Annotated in this window: 14 protein-coding genes; 7 read left to right on the forward strand and 7 right to left on the reverse strand. The window is 42.6% G+C overall.

Annotated elements, in window-relative coordinates; translation table 11 throughout:
- Positions 1-6: 6 nt before the first annotated feature.
- Genes pstB through KVG29_RS02320 form a run of 4 tightly spaced genes read left to right on the forward strand, consistent with a single transcriptional unit; the run spans position 7 to position 3,756 of the window.
- Positions 7-753: a phosphate ABC transporter ATP-binding protein PstB gene (pstB, locus tag KVG29_RS02305; protein WP_252226170.1), complete on the forward strand. Its 747-nt coding sequence runs from the start codon at positions 7-9 to the stop codon at positions 751-753.
- Positions 753-1,406: a phosphate signaling complex protein PhoU gene (phoU, locus tag KVG29_RS02310; RefSeq protein WP_252226171.1), complete on the forward strand. Its 654-nt coding sequence runs from the start codon at positions 753-755 to the stop codon at positions 1,404-1,406. Before pstB ends, phoU begins: the two co-directional genes overlap by 1 nt.
- Positions 1,403-2,083 carry a response regulator transcription factor gene (locus KVG29_RS02315; protein WP_252226173.1) on the forward strand — a complete coding sequence of 227 codons (681 nt, stop codon included), beginning with the start codon at positions 1,403-1,405 and terminating at the stop codon, positions 2,081-2,083. Before phoU ends, KVG29_RS02315 begins: the two co-directional genes overlap by 4 nt.
- The gene (locus KVG29_RS02320) at positions 2,080-3,756 is read left to right on the forward strand and encodes a sensor histidine kinase (protein ID WP_252226175.1); all 1,677 of its coding nucleotides are present in this window, start codon (positions 2,080-2,082) and stop codon (positions 3,754-3,756) included. The genes KVG29_RS02315 and KVG29_RS02320 overlap by 4 nt, the downstream gene beginning before the upstream one ends.
- A gap of 332 nt (positions 3,757-4,088) precedes the next feature.
- Here the strand turns inward: KVG29_RS02320 and KVG29_RS02325 are convergent, their stop codons facing one another.
- Positions 4,089-4,658 (reverse strand): beta propeller repeat protein, encoded by a 570-nt coding sequence (locus KVG29_RS02325; RefSeq protein WP_252226177.1) that lies wholly within the window; start codon positions 4,656-4,658, stop codon positions 4,089-4,091.
- 431 nt (positions 4,659-5,089) lie between these two features.
- Between KVG29_RS02325 and KVG29_RS02330 the strand changes: the two genes are divergently transcribed.
- Positions 5,090-6,892, forward strand: coding sequence for a glycoside hydrolase family 2 TIM barrel-domain containing protein (locus tag KVG29_RS02330; protein WP_252226179.1), 1,803 nt, complete (start codon positions 5,090-5,092; stop codon positions 6,890-6,892).
- The gene (locus tag KVG29_RS02335; RefSeq protein WP_338084609.1) at positions 6,865-7,464 is read left to right on the forward strand and encodes a DUF4982 domain-containing protein; all 600 of its coding nucleotides are present in this window, start codon (positions 6,865-6,867) and stop codon (positions 7,462-7,464) included. Before KVG29_RS02330 ends, KVG29_RS02335 begins: the two co-directional genes overlap by 28 nt.
- 154 nt (positions 7,465-7,618) lie before the next feature.
- On the opposite strand, the gene mmsB is transcribed toward KVG29_RS02335, so the two are convergent.
- The 6 genes from mmsB to KVG29_RS02365 all read right to left on the reverse strand — a co-directional run bounded on the left by mmsB (position 7,619) and on the right by KVG29_RS02365 (position 15,500).
- Positions 7,619-8,794 carry a multiple monosaccharide ABC transporter permease gene (mmsB, locus tag KVG29_RS02340; protein ID WP_252226182.1) on the reverse strand — a complete coding sequence of 392 codons (1,176 nt, stop codon included), beginning with the start codon at positions 8,792-8,794 and terminating at the stop codon, positions 7,619-7,621.
- Positions 8,794-10,353 carry a multiple monosaccharide ABC transporter ATP-binding protein gene (gene mmsA / locus KVG29_RS02345; protein WP_252226214.1) on the reverse strand — a complete coding sequence of 520 codons (1,560 nt, stop codon included), beginning with the start codon at positions 10,351-10,353 and terminating at the stop codon, positions 8,794-8,796. Before mmsA ends, mmsB begins: the two co-directional genes overlap by 1 nt.
- Positions 10,354-10,466: 113 nt before the next feature.
- The gene (gene chvE, locus KVG29_RS02350; RefSeq protein WP_252226184.1) at positions 10,467-11,567 is read right to left on the reverse strand and encodes a multiple monosaccharide ABC transporter substrate-binding protein; all 1,101 of its coding nucleotides are present in this window, start codon (positions 11,565-11,567) and stop codon (positions 10,467-10,469) included.
- 159 nt (positions 11,568-11,726) lie between these two features.
- Positions 11,727-13,040 (reverse strand): helix-turn-helix domain-containing protein, encoded by a 1,314-nt coding sequence (locus KVG29_RS02355; RefSeq protein ID WP_252226185.1) that lies wholly within the window; start codon positions 13,038-13,040, stop codon positions 11,727-11,729.
- Between the two features lie 8 nt (positions 13,041-13,048).
- The gene (locus KVG29_RS02360) at positions 13,049-14,392 is read right to left on the reverse strand and encodes a sensor histidine kinase (RefSeq protein WP_252226187.1); all 1,344 of its coding nucleotides are present in this window, start codon (positions 14,390-14,392) and stop codon (positions 13,049-13,051) included.
- Between the two features lie 109 nt (positions 14,393-14,501).
- Positions 14,502-15,500 carry a sugar-binding protein gene (locus KVG29_RS02365; RefSeq protein ID WP_252226189.1) on the reverse strand — a complete coding sequence of 333 codons (999 nt, stop codon included), beginning with the start codon at positions 15,498-15,500 and terminating at the stop codon, positions 14,502-14,504.
- Positions 15,501-15,704: 204 nt separating this feature from the next.
- On the opposite strand from KVG29_RS02365, the gene KVG29_RS02370 reads away from it, so the two are divergent.
- A complete protein-coding gene (locus tag KVG29_RS02370) occupies positions 15,705-17,198 on the forward strand; it encodes a transposase (protein WP_252226191.1) in 1,494 nt (497 codons plus the stop codon).
- The last annotated feature ends 592 nt before the right edge of the window (positions 17,199-17,790 follow it).

Below are 17,790 nucleotides of genomic sequence, written 5' to 3' on the forward strand. Positions count from 1 at the left end.
GGATATATGGGGAAGATTACCATAAACAATCTAAACCTGTACTATGGAGATTTTCATGCGCTGAAGGACATTAACCTAGACATAGAAGCCAACAAGATCACCGCCCTCATCGGGCCTTCTGGCTGCGGCAAATCAACGCTGCTTAAATGCCTGAACCGCATGAACGACTTGGTAGAGAATTGCAAAATAACAGGCAAAATACTGCTTGATGGAGAGGACATATACAATATCGATGTAAGCCTGCTGCGCAAAAGAGTGGGCATGGTCTTTCAAAAGCCCAATCCTTTCCCTATGAGCGTGTACGACAATATCGCCTTTGGCCCGCGCACACACGGAATCCGTTCCAAGGTGAAGCTGGACGACATCGTCGAAAAATCCCTGAAGGCGGCCGCCATATGGGACGAATTAAAGGACAGGCTCAAAAAAAGTGCTTTGGAGCTGTCGGGCGGTCAGCAGCAGCGGCTGTGCATTGCAAGGGCTTTAGCGGTGCAGCCCGAGGTGTTGTTAATGGATGAACCAACGTCGGCACTGGACCCAATTTCCACATCAAAGATAGAAGACCTTGTGCTGGAGCTCAAAAAAAACTATACTATAATTATCGTAACCCACAATATGCAGCAGGCCGCACGCATCTCGGACAAAACGGTCTTCATGCTAAACGGCGAGGTAATAGAATACAACGATACCGAAAAGCTGTTCTTCATGCCGCAGGATAAGCGCACGGAGGACTATATAACCGGGAGGTTCGGATAATGAGAAGAAAATTCGATGAGCAGCTGGAACTGCTCAACCAGGAATTAATAGAGATGGGGGCCCTATGCGAAACCGCAATCGCAAACGCTGCTAAAGCGCTGATAAACCACGATAACTCTTTGGCTCAGGAAGTTATTCGCGTCGATGCAGAAATTGATCAGAAGGAGAAAGACATCGAGAGCTTGTGCTTTAAGCTCCTGCTCCATCAGCACCCTGTAGCCAGGGATTTAAGGCAAATCTCCTCTGCCCTCAAGATGATAACCGACATGGAGCGCATAGGAGACCAGGCAGCTGATATATCCGAAATAATCCTACTTGGGAATCTGCACTCCGTGGACAACGCCGTGCATATAGACGAAATGGCCAGAGCAACCATTAAAATGGTAACCGACAGCATCGATGCCTACGTAAGACGGGACCTGGATCTAGCGCGAGCGGTCATAGATTACGATGACGTGGTGGATGACCTGTTTAATAAGGTAAAAAAGGAAATCATAGATATTATAGGCAAGGACAAGCAAAACGGAGAATATGCTGTCGACCTCCTGTTGGTTGCCAAATATTTTGAGAGAATAGGCGACCATGCCACCAACATAGCAGAATGGGTGGAATACTCCATAATGGGGATCCATAAAGGTGGAGAAAGGATATGATCTTTTTCGTTGAAGACGACGATAACATAAGGGAACTGGTGGTATACACGCTACGGACAGTAGGATTTGAAGCCCAGGGCTTTGAAAACGGAAAAGCATTTTTTGAAGCGCTGTCAGCGCAAAAGCCCGAACTTGTGCTCTTGGACATCATGTTACCCGATGAAGACGGATTACAGATTCTAAAAAGGCTGAAATCCGACCCCGCCACCAGAGAAATCCCAGTCATAATGATTACAGCCAAAAGCACCGAGTACGATAAGGTCATTGGCCTTGACAGCGGAGCCGATGATTACATCACAAAACCGTTTGGCATGATGGAGCTGGTCTCGCGCATCAAGGCGGTACTACGCCGCGCTTCACCCAGAGGTAGCACATCCATGCAGACCTTAACGGTGGGCCCTATAACCCTGGACCCCCATAAATATGAAGTGACCGTCAACGGCAACAAATTAGAGCTAACCCATAAGGAGTTCGAACTGTTACGCTATCTTATGGAAAATGAAGGCATTGTCCTGAACCGAAATAAAATCCTTGAGGCGGTTTGGGGTTATGACTTCGACGGTGAAACCCGCACCGTCGACGTTCATATCCGCTCGCTCAGGCAAAAGCTAGGACAATGGGGCAAATTGATAGAAACGGTGCGGGGAGTGGGATATCGAATCGGAGGCCAAAGATGAAGCGGAGAATATTCTTAAGCATGTGTTTGCTTGCTATACTAACCGTTTTGCTCTCCAGCATGCTGACCTTCGTCGTCATGTACAAGGAAATTTTTTATATCATGCAGCAGGAAATAGAGAAAGAAGCGTCTTATATTGCGGCAAGCCTTGAAACCGCTGAAGACCCTTGTCTTTTTTTGCAAAACGTATCAACCAAGGCACATCGCATCACGCTTATAGCAAACGATGGCACTGTGTTGTTTGACAGCGCTGAAAGAGCAGAAAACATGGAAAACCATAGAAACAGGCCAGAGGTATCGGCCGCCTTGAAGAACGGAATTGGAAAGTCAGTGCGCCTCTCCAGGACTCTGGGCAAGCAAACCTTCTATTGCGCCGTTCTTCTGAAAAACGGCATGGTGCTACGGGTAGCAAACATGATGGACAGCGTTTACAGCACCATATTGAGTTTTGTGCCCTATATATTGTTCATCATCGCCGTCACTCTTGCACTTGCCCTACTTATAGCCAATCGGGAGACAAAAAAAATAATTGAGCCCATAAATGCACTGAATCTACAAACTCCCATGTCCAATGATGTCTATGATGAATTATCTCCTCTGCTCATGCGCATAGGCCAGCAAAACAAGCAGATAGAGGATCAAATGCGCGCCTTGCGGGAAAAGCACGAAGAGTTTAACGCCATCACCGAAAACATGAGCGAAGGATTGATATTGCTCAACGAAAAAGCCGATATCCTGTCGGTCAACAAAAGCGCCATACGCATATTTGGAGGCCACAACAGCAGCAATTACCTCCACAGAAACATTCTCACTTTAAGCCGCAATTTGACTTTACGGGCTGCAGTAAAAAAAGCCCTCGAAGGCGACCACTGCGAGGAAATACTCGAAATGGGCGATCGGCACTACCAGCTTACCACCAACCCCGTGTGGGTCAACGGCCGAGTAAAGGGAGCCGTTGTCTTGATTCTTGACATAACCGAAAAACGTGCCGCAGAACAGATACGCCGTGAATTTTCGGCCAACGTGTCCCACGAACTTAAAACGCCGCTTACATCGATATTGGGCTATGCCGAAATCATCAAAAACGGTATGGTAAAAAGCGAGGATATCCCCCGCTTTGCTGAGCGCATTTACAACGAGGCCAATCACCTCATCGCCCTTATAGACGACATCATCAAGCTCTCACGCCTTGACGAAGATAACATTGACATCCCACGCAAACGCGTAAACCTGCTCGAACTGTCGAAAAGGGTATGTGCCAGGTTAGAACCGCAGGCAAGAGAAAAAGGCGTTACCGTTTCTGTATCAGGTGAAAACAGCATTGTCTTTGGTATGGAGGAAATCCTCGAGCAGATGATATACAACCTCTGCGATAACGCCATTAAATACAACAAAGAAAACGGTAGAGTGGATGTTAACATCTCTCAAAGCGCAAAAGAAGTGGTTTTGACCGTATCTGATACGGGAATAGGCATCCCCAAAGAACATCAAAGCAGGGTATTTGAGCGATTTTACAGGGTCGACAAAAGCAGATCAAATCGAACAAGCGGCACCGGCCTGGGGCTTTCCATAGTAAAGCACGGGGCAATGCACCACAACGCCAGAATAGAGCTTGAAAGCCAGCCAGGACAAGGCACGACAATACGGATAATTTTCCCTGCCCCGCACAGGTGACGAACAAGCCGCTATAAATCACGTTTTCATACATCCTACTATGCTTGTATTAGATGATGTAAAGGCATATAGCGCAAGATAAGCCAATCCCCTTAATTTTGTGCGAAGACACGAGACTAATTTAGAAGGGAACGTCCAATTAAAGCCTAATCTGTCCAATAGCACATAAAAGAGGCCTTGTAACTGCCTGCAAGCGGTAATTACAAGGCCTTTCACGCAACAGGTTCAACATTTCTCACGCCAGCGTTTCCCTTTTCCCACCTTGATTTGAAATACAATCACAGGGCCGGCTCGCCCCACAGCACCCCTCTCGTACCGGTGCCAATATAGAATCACCCAAACACCCTTGAATCTCCCGTATCTTGCAGTTGTTCCCCGGCGCCTCTCGGAGGACATACAGGAATCTCCCTCCAGTGCTCCCCGTAATTTTCTGAAACGAGAAGGCCGTGGGTCTGCGAGCCAAAATATATTATCCTTGAATCCACAGGGTCAACTGCCAGCCTCTCGCCTGTTCCCCGCCCCGGAGCATTGCCGTGGACTCCGGCCGGAACGGGAAAATACTCAAAGTGCTCGCCCCGGTCCTTTGAGCGGCACAGATAATTTTGTTTCCAGTCTCCAGCAACTACATACAGCCAGTCGGGATGGTTTAGGTCAATAGCTATGGATAAAGGAAAGGTCTCCCATTTGCCGATGTGCGTGACGTGGTCCACCAGAGAAATCCAAGCCTTTTCATCAAAATCGTAGCGATAAACCCCACCAATATCGGTTCTCGCATACAGTATTCCTTTTTCTTTAGGATAAAAGACAAAACCGGTGACAAAACCGGTGACAAAACCACAGCCCGGTATGGGTGCATGCCTGTAAACATATGGAATGTATTCATATCTTTTTGAGTTTTCCACGTTTTCCCCTCCTAAGGTTCATGCTTTGAATTTTTTCGTAACCAGTATGCCAATATCAAGCCTGGAACCAGGCCAAAGCATTAAATCCAATATTAGTTCAAGTATATACATTCTTCTAGCTTTGATGCTATAGCGGCCAATATCATATTAAATCCAATATTAGTTCAAGTATATACCATTAACATTAAGATGCAAAATTTAACATCAATACATGCGTACGTCAATAACGTACATAGCATCTATCCGCAAAACTTACCAGAAAAATACTGATAAGTCAAGAATTTTTATCCTAATATATAGAGCTTACATTAGAGCCGCTTTTCTTAGACATACAAACTGTTTGGTCAAGTCCGTAAAACCTAGCAGGAATATTTTATTTAAAAGAACATAGTATCAATTTAACATAAAAATTCAAAGGAGGTTATAAACCCATGAAAAGACAAAATCTGGACAGAGAGTGGAGATTTAAGCTAATCAGCACATCCCCAAACCAGGATATCCAATCTGAGTACACTGTGGTAGACCTTCCTCATGATTTCAGCATAATTCAGAAGCGAGATCCGCACACGCTATCGGGCGCCAGCAACGGATTTTTTCCGGGTGGCATAGGAATCTACGAAAAGACCCTTTATGCCCCAGTTGAGTGGAAAGGCAAAAAGGTCATTCTCGAGTTTGAAGGCGTATATATGAATGCCACAGTACATCTAAACAACCAATTGGTAGCCCGTCATCCATATGGCTACACCAGTTTTCACTGCGACTTAACCCCGTATCTGCTATACGGTCAGGACAACACAATCCGCGTTACCGTAAACAATAGCGCACTGCCCAATACCCGATGGTACAGCGGATCAGGAATTTACCGCCATGTGTGGCTAATGATAGGTGAAAGCGTGCATATAACACCCTGGGGCGTATATGTCACAACACCCAACGTCTCCACCGAATGCTCCACGGTTCACGTAAAGACCACGGTAGAAAACATCAGTGAGCAACCCGAAAATATCATTATCCGATCCACGCTGTTGACAGCTTGTGGTAATGTGGCAGCCATGGATGAAACAAACCTATATGTTCCCAGCAAAAATACAGCAGAGGCGCAGCAGGACCTTATTGTATCACCTGCAAATTTATGGTCAATAGAAAATCCTTATCTTTATACCCTAAAGAGCGAGGTTATAAAAGGCGGAAAGGTAATTGACAGCACCGAAACCCGAATAGGAATTCGTTCCATTTCTTTCGATCCGCAAAATGGTTTTCAGCTAAATGGCGTTCCCATAAAACTCAAGGGAGGCTGTGTACACCACGATTGCGGACTGCTTGGAGCAGCGGCTTATGACAGGGCAGAGGAGCGCAAAGTGGAACTTTTAAAGGCCAATGGTTTCAATGCTGTGCGTTGCGCCCACAATCCTCCTTCGCCAGCTTTTCTTGATGCATGCGATCGGCTGGGATTGCTGGTAATCGATGAAGCATTTGACTGCTGGCGCGAGGGCAAAAATCCCAACGACTATAGCCTGTATTTCGAAGACTGGTGGCAAAAAGATATGGCATCCATGGTCCTCCGCGATCGAAATCATCCCAGCATTATCATGTGGTCGACAGGCAATGAAATCATAGAAAGAGATGGCCGTTCGGAAGGTTACATCTATGCTCGGAAGCTGGCTGATTTCATACGCAGCCTGGACAACACAAGAGCCATTACCAATGCGCTGTGCGCCCTGTGGGATGATACGGCAGTTAAAGCGCTCAAGGCAAAGCTAGGCGACCTGCCTGAGGACTATGATTTCTGGGGCAAAGTCACAAAAGAATTTGTAGAACCTCTGGATGTAGTAGGATATAATTATCTTTTGAATCGCTATGAAAGCGACAGCAAAAAATTCCCAGGACGTATAATCTGTGGCACCGAGTCATTCCCGAGAGAAGTCTTTGACATTTGGTCCACCATTGAGCGTCTGCCCTATGTCATAGGCGATTTCGTATGGACCGCCATAGATTACCTTGGCGAAGCCGGCATTGGGCACGTATGGTACAACGGAGAAAAAAGCTTCCTTGGGAAATACCCGTGGCATCAAGCCTTTTGCGGAGATATCGACATATGCGGATTTAAAAAAGGCCTCAATCCTATTACCGCGACTGTGTTTGGGGCATTGCCAAAGCACCGTATATTGCGGTCTATAAGCCGGAATATTACGGCAAAGAGGCCGACATATCTAGATGGGGATGGCCTGATGTAGTTTCGTCATGGACCTGGCCGGGTTTTGAGGGTAAACCAACCAGAGTGGACGTATACAGCATGGACAGCGAAGTAGAACTGATTCTCAACGGAAAGTCGCTTGGCCGCAAACCCGCTGGAAAGCCCAACAGGTATATAGCCTCATTTGAAGTGATTTATGAACCCGGAATACTTGAAGCTGTGGGCTATAATGAAAAAGGCATCGAAACCTCCCGTACCGTCCTTAAAACTGCAGGAAAACCGGCAGCAATTCGGTTAACACCCGACCGCAACAGGCTAAACGCAAAATTCGGGGACCTGTCTTATGTTACCGTTGAAGTATTGGATGCTGAAGGAAACGTGGTGCACAATGCAGATACCAACATCTATTTCACCGCCAGCGGAGTGGGGTCGGTGCTGGCTGTAGGTAGTGGGAACCCTGTAAGCGAAGAGATGTACGTAGGGAATCAGCGCAGAGTCTATCAGGGCCGTGCCATGGTAGTTGTGCGTGCCAACGGAGAAGTAGGCAATATTGTTCTGACTGCTTCGGCAGAAGGTCTTCCCTCTGCAAGTACGGTTATAGAGGTGGAGTAAACAAAATTTTGATTTGACGTTGTGTTATCATATTCAATTTTATGGTATGAAAAGGAAGGTTATAATAAAATTGAAAATTCGGATAGGGAGCAGATTATTATACCCGCTCCCTATCCCAAATGCACATATATATTCAAATTTTTAAATTAAAGTATTACGCTCTAGCTCTGTTTTTTGACAGCACATCAAACGCTACGGCCATCAGCAGAACAAAACCTTTAATGATCATCTGCATATCACTGCCCACACCCATTATGGACATGCCGTTGTTGAGCACACCCATAACCAGTGCGCCAATAATGGCTCCGCTAACGGTACCAACACCGCCGTAGGCCGATGCACCACCAATAAAGCAAGCTGCAATCGCATCGAGCTCAAAGTTGATACCCGCTTGCGGTGAAGCCGCATTTAAACGTGCAGCAAATACAATACCGGCTACTGCCGCTAAAAAAGCCATATTTACATAGGTAAAAAACAGGACTTTATTTGTATTTATACCTGAAAGCTTTGCGGCCTTCTCGTTACCTCCCATAGCATAAATATAACGTCCCGGTACGGTTTTTGTGGTAAAAAAGGAATAGACTAAAACTAATATTCCTATCAAAACAAATATAATGGGCAATCCTTTGTAGGCCGCCAGCCAGTAGGCAAACAGATTTATACCCGCCAATATCAATATAATTTGGGCAATAAACAGCGGCATCGTAACTACCTCAAAGTTGTATTTTTTCTGTTCGGCTCTCTTCTTAAACTGCAAGATTACATAAATGATAGAAATAATCGCTCCAACTACCAGAGCCGTAATATTCAACTTGGTGCCAAAGCCTCCAAACACATCTGGAATAAAGCCCGAACTTATTAGCTGAAATTTCTCTGGAAAGGGCGATAATGTAAGCCCTTTTAACATGGCAATGGTAAGTCCCCTGAACATAAGCATTCCCGCAAGAGTTACGATAAAAGCGGGTATTCTTAAATAGGCAATCCAGAACCCCTGCCATATCCCTATTGCTATCCCTATTAAGAGACATATAAATATGGTCAAACCCACGTCCATTTTCATATTGATTATAAGGGTCCCCGCAATGGCGCCAATAAAGGCACTTACAGAACCTACCGAAAGGTCAATGTTACCACCCGACAATATACAAAGCGTCATACCGATAGCCAGAATTAATACATAGCTGTTCTGCAGAACCAGGTTTGTGACATTCTGGGGTAAAAGAAGAATGCCATCGGTAAGAATCTGAAAAAATATAGATATAACAATGAGAGCAATAAACATAGCATATTGTCTTACGTTGTTTTTAAAAACATCTTTAATGGTTTGCATTACACGACCTCCTTAATGCTCTGCATAATGCATTTCATTATGCTCTCTTGAGATGCTTCCTCACGATCAAGTTCCCCTACAATCATTCCCTCATTCATAACATATACTCGATCGCACATTCCCAAAATCTCGGGAAGTTCAGAAGAAATAAGAATAACAGCTTTCCCTTCCTCAGCAAGGTTGTTTATAATCTTATAAATCTCATATTTAGCACCTACATCTATACCCCTGGTAGGTTCGTCCAGTATCAGTATATCAGGCTTAGCAAAAATCCATTTGCTAAGTAGAACCTTTTGCTGATTTCCTCCTGATAAATTGCCTGTCTTCTGCAACACGCTGCTGCATTTAATATTGAGTTTTCTGCGATACTCTTCAGCAACGTATATTTCCCTGTTTTCATCAACCACCAGGTTTTTGCTTATATTATCAAGGCTTGCAAGGGAGATATTTCTTTTAATATCATCAATCAAAATAAGTCCGGCTGATTTCCGATCTTCGGTAACATAAGCCAAACCATTCTCTATCGCCTGGCGCACACTATTCAGCACCAGTTCTCTGCCGTTCTTTATTATCTGTCCGCTTATATGCTTTCCGTAAGATTTACCAAACACGCTCATGGCAAACTCGGTCCTACCTGAGCCCATAAGGCCGTATATCCCTACAATTTCACCTTTTCGCACCTTTATGTTTACATCCTTAATCACTTTTCTGCCTTCAATCAAAGGATGATACACATTCCAGTTTCTCACTTCAAAAATAACTTCGCCAATTTTGCGCGTTCGTTCAGGGAAACGGTTTGTAAGCTCACGTCCTACCATTCCTTTGATAATCCTGTCTTCACTTACATCATCTTTATGTTTATCAAGTGTTTCAACCACACGACCGTCCCTGAGAATTGTAATGGAATCGGCAACTTTTAGCACTTCATTCAACTTATGCGAAATTAATATGCAAGTAATCCCTTCTTTTTTAAGCTCCAAGAGAAGATTCAAAAGATTCTCTGAATCCTCTTCATTTAAAGCGGCTGTTGGCTCATCCAAAATAAGCAGCTTTACATTCTTGGCCAGTGCCTTTGCAATTTCCACAAGCTGCTGTTTACCCACACCTATATCTTTTACAAGGGTAGCAGGATTTTCCCTAAGCCCTACTCTTTTCATAAGCTCGGCAGCCTGCATATGGGTTTGATTCCAGTTTATCAGCCACCTTTTTGCCCTTTCGTTCCCTAAAAAGATATTTTCTCCTATAGAAAGAGACGGTACCAGAGCCAGCTCCTGGTGAATGATGACTATCCCGGTTTTCTCGCTGTCCTTGATACCTTTAAAGATGCATTCCTTACCTTCAAAGAAGATACTACCACTATAAGTGCCATAAGGGTAAACACCGCTCAGTACATTCATAAGGGTGGATTTTCCGGCCCCGTTTTCACCCACCAGCGCATGGATTTCGCCTTTTCGAACCTTGAGGTTAACGTTGTCCAGCGCTTTTACCCCCGGGAAAAGTTTTGTAATATTTCTCATTTCAAGAATGTATTCCACTGCTCTATCAACCCCTAGTATCATTGTATTAACAATAATATGGTCTCCAGACAGCAAAAACCTATGCGACATGATATTCACAAGCCGAACAGCTAACAACTGTTCGGCTTGTAAATACGCATTATTTATTACTTCAATTACTGCTTTAGATCAGCCTCGGTATAATAACCGCTGTCCAGCAATATCTCCTTATAATTGTTGACATCTACATATACGGGATCGCACAGGAATGAAGGAACTACCTTCACTCCATTATGATAAGTCTTGGTGTCATTCACAGGTACCTCTTTGCCCTGAATTATAGCTTCAATCATCTCAACAACCTTAGCGGCAAGTACCCTTGTATCCTTAAACACCGACATCGACTGCTGTCCATTGATCATGGCAATTACATTGGGTTTATCACAGTCCTGTCCTGTTAGAATTGGATACGGTTTATCAGGTGTACCATACCCGTTATTTTTAAGGGAAGCAACAATACCTATTGCTAAACTGTCATTGGGCGATAATATAGCATCCAGCTTGGTCCCATCCGCATAATAAGCCGTTATCAAATTGTCCATCCTTGCCTGAGCTTTAGCAGAATCCCAACCCGGAATGGCCACCGTTACAAAATCCTTTTGTCCGCTTACCACGACTAGCTGGCCGTTGTCGATGTAAGGCTTAAGCACGCTCATAGCACCATTGTAGAAAAAGGTAGCATTATTGTCATCGGGTGAACCCGCAAATATCTCTATGTTGTATGGCCCCTTACCTTCTTTCAACCCGAGCTTCTCTTCAATATACTGCCCCTGGATTACACCTACCTTGAAATTGTCAAATGTTGCATAGTAATCAACGTGCTCTGATTGCATAATAAGGCGATCGTATGCAATAACCTCTATACCATTATCAGCTGCTTTTTTAAGCACATCAGTAAGAGCTGAACCATCGATAGCTGCAATTACCAGAACCTTGCTACCTTTAAGAATCATATTCTCAATTTGCTGTATCTGCGTATTTACATCATTGTTCGCGTACTGAAGGTCAACCTTGTATCCTTTAGCCTCAAGTTGAGCTTTCAAATTGGCTCCGTCCTGATTCCACCGCTGCAAAGACTGAGTGGGCATGGAAACACCAATCAAAATATCCTTCTTGTCCGAGGAACTAGATGAAGGATTAGATGAAGTTGATGAACCACACGCAGCAATGCTCAACATAATAGCAGCTGCCAAAACAAGAATAATAAGTTTCTTCATTTAGAGCTCCCCCTTCATTGATATAAGGATTTATCAACCATGCCCATTATACAATTCTTACAATTGATCCTCAACGTAATTAGATGCCCAGTTGCTTTAAAAACATGCTTTCTTAAAAAGCAATATTTTACTGATCTGAACTCTATTGCGGTACAGGCTTCAGTGCAATTTTTCCCTGTACTCGGTCGGAGTCACCCCTTCGTATTTTTTAAATACCTTGCTAAAATAATTAGGATCATTGTACCCTACTAAATAGCAAATCTCTTTGACGCTGAGAGATTCGTCCTTAAGCAATTCCTTGGCCTTGTTTATCCTAATTAAATTTAGATAATCAGAGAAATTATACCCAAACACCTTTTTAAAGGTACGACTGAAGTAATAGGGGCTTAAATTAAATCTTGCGGCAGTATCTTTAAGGTTAATATCTTCTCTCAAGTTATCGGTAATATATTGCTCTATCGCTTTAAAAAGAGCAAACTTTTCCCCGTAATCATTTTTAAGCCTGTCATCTACAAACTGATGATCCTGCTCTATGAAATGTTCGACATCTTCATAATGAACTACACTGACATTTTCAGATGAATATTCCAAAGCTTTACGGGCTTCCTGATACGACTCATGCATTAATTGTATGCCATCATAGCATCTCCCTAAGCCAATTCTCACCGATACGCCAAAAAATCTCTTTACCTCGCTTTTAACATCTAAAGCCAGATTGATGACATTTAGTTTAGTCTCTTCTGTACTATTAGAAAACGGCATCTCAATGAAATAAACCAAATCCTTGGTAAAACGATAACTTCCTATGGCCTTATAACGTTGATTCAAAAAAAGCTTTATATGTTCGCCAATCTGAGTCTTTAATCCTTCTGTAACGTAAATCATTCCATTGCTATCTTTTTCTTTTAGCTTTACCACCATACAAAACGAACTTTTAAAATACATGTTCAAATAGTCCATATACATTTCAACGTCAATGACTTCTAGCATATCATTAACAATGGAATAGCTCAGCTCATTTTCCATTACAGGAATCAAATTGTATATCTTCTCCTGGTATTCAATCTCTCTCTTGCGTTTTTCTTTCTCGGATTGTACGTGTTCAACAGCCTCCATGATTTTGTTCCGCAATTCCACACGATCAAATGGCTTTAAAATATATTCTCTGACGTTATTCCTTACTGCTTCCACGGCATAGTCAAAATAGTCATATGCTGTAAGAATCATAAAATAAGCATAAGGTAGGAAATTCCTAATCTCCTGTATGGCTTTTAATCCATCAATCCCTGGCATTTTTATATCGATAATTATAATATCGGGTCTTAGACGTTCAGAAACCTCTATGGCCTCCCTTCCATTCCGTGCCTCTCCGATTTCAATCTGCCCTTCTTTTCCCTTAAAGGCAGTTTCTATCACTTCTCTTATGGAATCACGGACATACTTTTCGTCATCGGCAACTAAAAATCTTAACATGGCTTTCTCTACTCCTTTATAGGAATTTTGAGGTACACCCTTGTACCAAAACCCTTTTTGCTCTCAATTGAGAAAATATCATCACGACCATACATTAGCTTGAGTCGTTGAACAACGCTCCTTATGCCTAACCCCGTAGTATGTCCCACAGGCCGCTGTTCCGGGCTATCTGACATAATTTCTTTCAACATACCCTCGTCCATACCACAGCCCGTGTCCTCTATAAGTATTGTACAGAAACTCCCTTGCTCGGTTATTTCAATATTTATAACTCCGCCCTCTTCTTTGGGCTCTATACCGTGTATAAACGCGTTTTCTACAAAAGGCTGTAGGGTCATCGCCGGAACCACTACCTTTTTCAAATCAACATTGATCTTTAAATTAAACTCAAACCTGTCCTCATACCTTATTTTTTGAATATACATGTACTGCTTTACAATATTTACTTCCTCCTCTAAAGTAGCGTTTCGATCCATCATGCTCAAGCTGTACCTTAGAATACCGGCAACCGCTCTTATAAGGCTTTCGGTTTTATGGGCATTTTCTTTGACCGCTGTCTGACTTATACAGTTTAAAGTATTGAACAAAAAGTGGGGATTTATCTGCGCCTGTAGGATTTTTAGCTGTGATACCTTTAAGGCATTTTCATATCTTAATAGCTTCATCTTCTCGTCCTGAAGCTTCCTTTCCAGTTCGGCTTTTTCCTGCAAAGATTCAATGTATTTGCTTATGTAGGTAATCATCTTGCGGAAAGCCTCCGAGAGAATATCCAACTCATAAATATATGTCCTCTCGCCCTCGTGATAGGTAAAATCCCCTTTAACCACCTTTTCCGAGGCACTTACCAACTCTTTCAGCTTTCTAGTGATATCGCCTATGAATAACAGCGTATAAATAGCGCTTAACATCAACGCTACTATTATATAAGCCATCAATACCCTATTAATATAATCCTGCTTTTGCTTTAACCCTTTATATATATTGACATTATAATCGAAATAACTGTCGCTCAGCATTGATATAAAAGTATTGCAATAGGATACAATTTCTTTTGTCCAAACATATTCATCATAGTACACATCAACCCCAGAGCGATCATCATAAATCTCGATAGTGCGATCTGCTGCCTCTTTAAAACTCCCAAGGGAATTTAAAAGGTCCCTTAAAATATATTTGCTTCTGATATCCGAATCCTGCTGGAGCGCCATTACATCTTCAACAGCTTTATCATAATAAAATTTATAAAGCCTTTTGGATTCTTCGGCGTTGGTCAATATATATTGATTAAAGTGGAAAAAGGATTGGTTTAAATTGTTTTTAATTTCATTGGTAATGCTCATTTTGTTCATCATAATATTATAAATATTGCTTATTCTGTTGCTCATTATTAAAGACACGCCATTGCTGGTGGCAATAGGCAATATAATAATCACAGCAAATATAATGAACTTATTTCTTAAGCTACTGGTTTTCGTTATAGTATTCCTGTTGCTGTTTTCTGAACTCATCAAGGTTTTCCTTATCAACCACCAACACATCTGTAATAAACAACCCCTTCGTAGTTTTTCCTTCAATGTTATCCATTATGATGTTCACGGCTTTATATCCCATAACATAAGGCTGTTGCACCACGGTAGAAGTAATTATCCCCTTCTCGATGTTGTCGAGGGTCTCTGGCAAATCATCAAAACAGATAATTTTTACTTTTCCGGTAAGCCCTAAACTTTTAACCGCCTTGGCTGCACCTAACCCATCCAAAGCCGAAGTACAAAACAACGCTTTTACATCGGGATGCTGAGTTAAAATCTTTCTGGCTGCCAGCTCGGCTTCCAACAGATACGAGTCTGATGACTCAATGGCGGCTATAACTATACTAGAATTGTTACTTATATAGCTTTTAAATCCTTCTACTCTCTCTATCTGATTCTTTACACTTTTGCCGCCCATAATTACAGCAACCTTGCCTTCGGTACCTATCTGACGAATCACTTCTCTGCCCCCCACCCTTCCCGCTTCTACATTATCCGTGCCCACATATGCAAGGCGCTTGCTGTTTTCGGCATCTGAGTCAACGGTAACTAACGGAATACCACCTTCTATGACTTTATTTATGACATCATTATATCGCGTTTCATCCTGCACATAGGCTATTATTCCACTAACTCTTGCAGCATACGCCATCTTGATCAACTTTATGCCCTCCTCAACGCTTGCACTCTCGGGGCCCTGAAAATCTACTATGACACCTCTTTCCTTGGCAGCCTTTTCTGCTCCTAACCTCACCTGTTTCCAGTAAGGATTGGCGTAAACGTGGCTAATAAGCACTATTTTGGGTTTTATCTCCTCTTCAACAGGTTTCTCATATTTTAGGCTGTCAAGTAATGCAGCATTAAATCCAATGAATACTAAAACTACCAAATAATATACAGAATACTTGAGCAGCCTTTTCACCTTTTTCACCCCTTTGTTAAAGGAAAGTACGCTCTCGAAAAGTCAGAGAGCTTTATTTATATGTGTTTCAGGACTCAGCCTTTAAGCTTCACCCCTACTTTGTAAACAACTTTCATATCCTAATTTCCATTTATTACAACTTTACTTTCTTAGCTCTTACCCCCAAAATAGTTTTATGTTCTCTATTTCTATTTCGTTTGGGGGGTTTTACACATGTTAAGAAACTGGCAATCTCATTCTGATTATCAACAGCATCTTATACAACGTCTATCTGCCTATGATCAAAAAGAAAAAAGCAGGCTCCTTGAGTTCGATAAAGCTATCTCTAAGCTCTATCTCCTCAACCTGGATAACCTGCTCCCAATAATAAAACCTCTTTACCCTGACTTCGGTCGCCCCGCTAAAAATCAGCAGGGCATAATACGTTCTTTAGTATTAATGCTTGAACTACAGGTATATTCTATCACAAATTGGGCCAAAAGGGTACAACATGATCAACTTCTTTTCGATATTTGTGGCTTTGATTCCGATAAAGCCCCTGGTGTCGGCTCCTACTATGACCTGCTCTGGCGCTTCTGGCTTGCTTCTCATAAAAAACTCCTAAAAAGAATACGCAATCTCCGCCCATTCTCTCCTAAACCTAATAAAAGACTTAAACCTAACCAAAAGCTGCCCAACAAACACCCAGGCATCGTAAGAAAACTTGTAGATCGCACTATTAAATGCAAACTCCCTGACTTTAGACCCGAAAAAATCCTTCAAGAATTCCTCGCTCGCTGCCTCGTCGATACCTCCGCCCAAATGGGCCTCTTAGGTGATACTTCCAAACTATCTGTTGCCTTCGATGGCTCATCTTACAAGTCTGGAGCAAGCCATTACGGCACCAAAGTCTGTGACTGCCGCTTAAAAGGTATCTACAACTGTACCTGTCCAAGGCGCTTTTCTGACCCCGAGGCAACCTGGGGCTGGGATAGCTACCGCAACCAGTGGTTCTACGGAAGCACTCTCTTTACCGTCACCGCCTCCGATAGCCCCTATGACCTACCTATATACATGCGAATAGTCCAGGCCAACCGTCACGATAGCGTTACTACCATCTTTGCTTCGAGGGACATCCATTCTATCTACCACAACCTCAGCTTTAAACATTTCATCGCTGACGGCGCTATGGATAATTACCCAACTTATGACCTACTCAAACACTATAACATGATACCTTTCATAGCACTGGATTCTCGTACTAAACTTAAATTTGACTACCCTCATCCTGACATCCTTTGCTTTGATGACAAAGGAAAACCTATATGTCCTGGTGGTATCCCTTATCAAAACTGGGGCTACAGTAAACCTAAAGGTATCAAGTACCGCTGCTGGTTCGCTTGCCATGGTCAAGAACCTCCTCATGACTGCTTGTGTTCCAAGAGCTCCTACGGTAAAGTAGTTTATATAAAACCCGACTATGACCCTCGAATGTTCCCACCTGTTCCACGCCACACCAAGGCTTTCAAGGATAAATTCAAAACCAGAACATCGGTGGAACGGACTAATAAGAGATTGTTTATCGACTACAATATTGAAAGAGCTCGCTCAAGAAGCAATATGATGAGGTTTGCCATGGCTACCTTTGCTGCAGTCAATATCCATCTTGATGCCTGGGTTAAACATACAAACTTTAGTTTTGTAGATACCTTTGTCAAAGCAGCCTAAATAGGTTAGTCTACAACTTTTATAGCTTCATCTACAAGCTTTAAAAACTTTATTTTTAAAGCTTAGGTTGTTATACCCTCTTTCAGGTTATCCAGGTAATACCATATTAATTTTTCAAGGTACATTTCTAATCTTCCTTGATTGCAAAACTATAATTTGGTCAAAATAACCCTTTCCTAATTTTCTCGTGAAAATTCCCAGCTACTTTTCGAGAGTGTTCAAGAAAAAATCTTCCGTTTAACAATAATTGTCATTGTCAACCCATCGTGTCTGTATTTTATTATAGCATTATTGTACACCGTATGCGCAATTGTAAAACTTCTCTTATCTGTTATCATGACTTTGTCAGTTAATATTCCAAAAATGTTGAAATCAAGCCATTTTTTCTTTTTAAAATGCGCAAATTGTACCCACACCTATCCCTTACCATGTAAAAGCTTTTGCTTCTTCAAGAGATAGGACATCCTTGGGTGGTGCTATCCGCAATACCCTTAATATCTTGTTCGCTCCTTCGCTGAGTTTCATCTTGATCAAGTAAAGCTGCCCGTTTATTTCCACCTCCGTAAACATCATCGAATTTAAAGCCTCCCTT

The organism is Caldicoprobacter algeriensis (genome assembly GCF_023838525.1).
Classification (GTDB): Bacteria; Bacillota; Clostridia; order Caldicoprobacterales; family Caldicoprobacteraceae; genus Caldicoprobacter; species Caldicoprobacter algeriensis.

Coding starts and splice junctions, on each gene's coding strand:
- KVG29_RS02370 (WP_252226191.1), top strand. CDS start 15,705: ATGTTAAGAAACTGGCAATCTCATTCTGATTATCAACAGCATCTTATA.
- KVG29_RS02315 (WP_252226173.1), top strand. CDS start 1,403: ATGATCTTTTTCGTTGAAGACGACGATAACATAAGGGAACTGGTGGTA.
- mmsA (WP_252226214.1), bottom strand. CDS start 10,353: ATGATACTAGGGGTTGATAGAGCAGTGGAATACATTCTTGAAATGAGA.
- KVG29_RS02320 (WP_252226175.1), top strand. CDS start 2,080: ATGAAGCGGAGAATATTCTTAAGCATGTGTTTGCTTGCTATACTAACC.
- phoU (WP_252226171.1), top strand. CDS start 753: ATGAGAAGAAAATTCGATGAGCAGCTGGAACTGCTCAACCAGGAATTA.
- chvE (WP_252226184.1), bottom strand. CDS start 11,567: ATGAAGAAACTTATTATTCTTGTTTTGGCAGCTGCTATTATGTTGAGC.
- pstB (WP_252226170.1), top strand. CDS start 7: ATGGGGAAGATTACCATAAACAATCTAAACCTGTACTATGGAGATTTT.
- mmsB (WP_252226182.1), bottom strand. CDS start 8,794: ATGCAAACCATTAAAGATGTTTTTAAAAACAACGTAAGACAATATGCT.
- KVG29_RS02330 (WP_252226179.1), top strand. CDS start 5,090: ATGAAAAGACAAAATCTGGACAGAGAGTGGAGATTTAAGCTAATCAGC.
- KVG29_RS02355 (WP_252226185.1), bottom strand. CDS start 13,040: ATGTTAAGATTTTTAGTTGCCGATGACGAAAAGTATGTCCGTGATTCC.
- KVG29_RS02360 (WP_252226187.1), bottom strand. CDS start 14,392: ATGATGAACAAAATGAGCATTACCAATGAAATTAAAAACAATTTAAAC.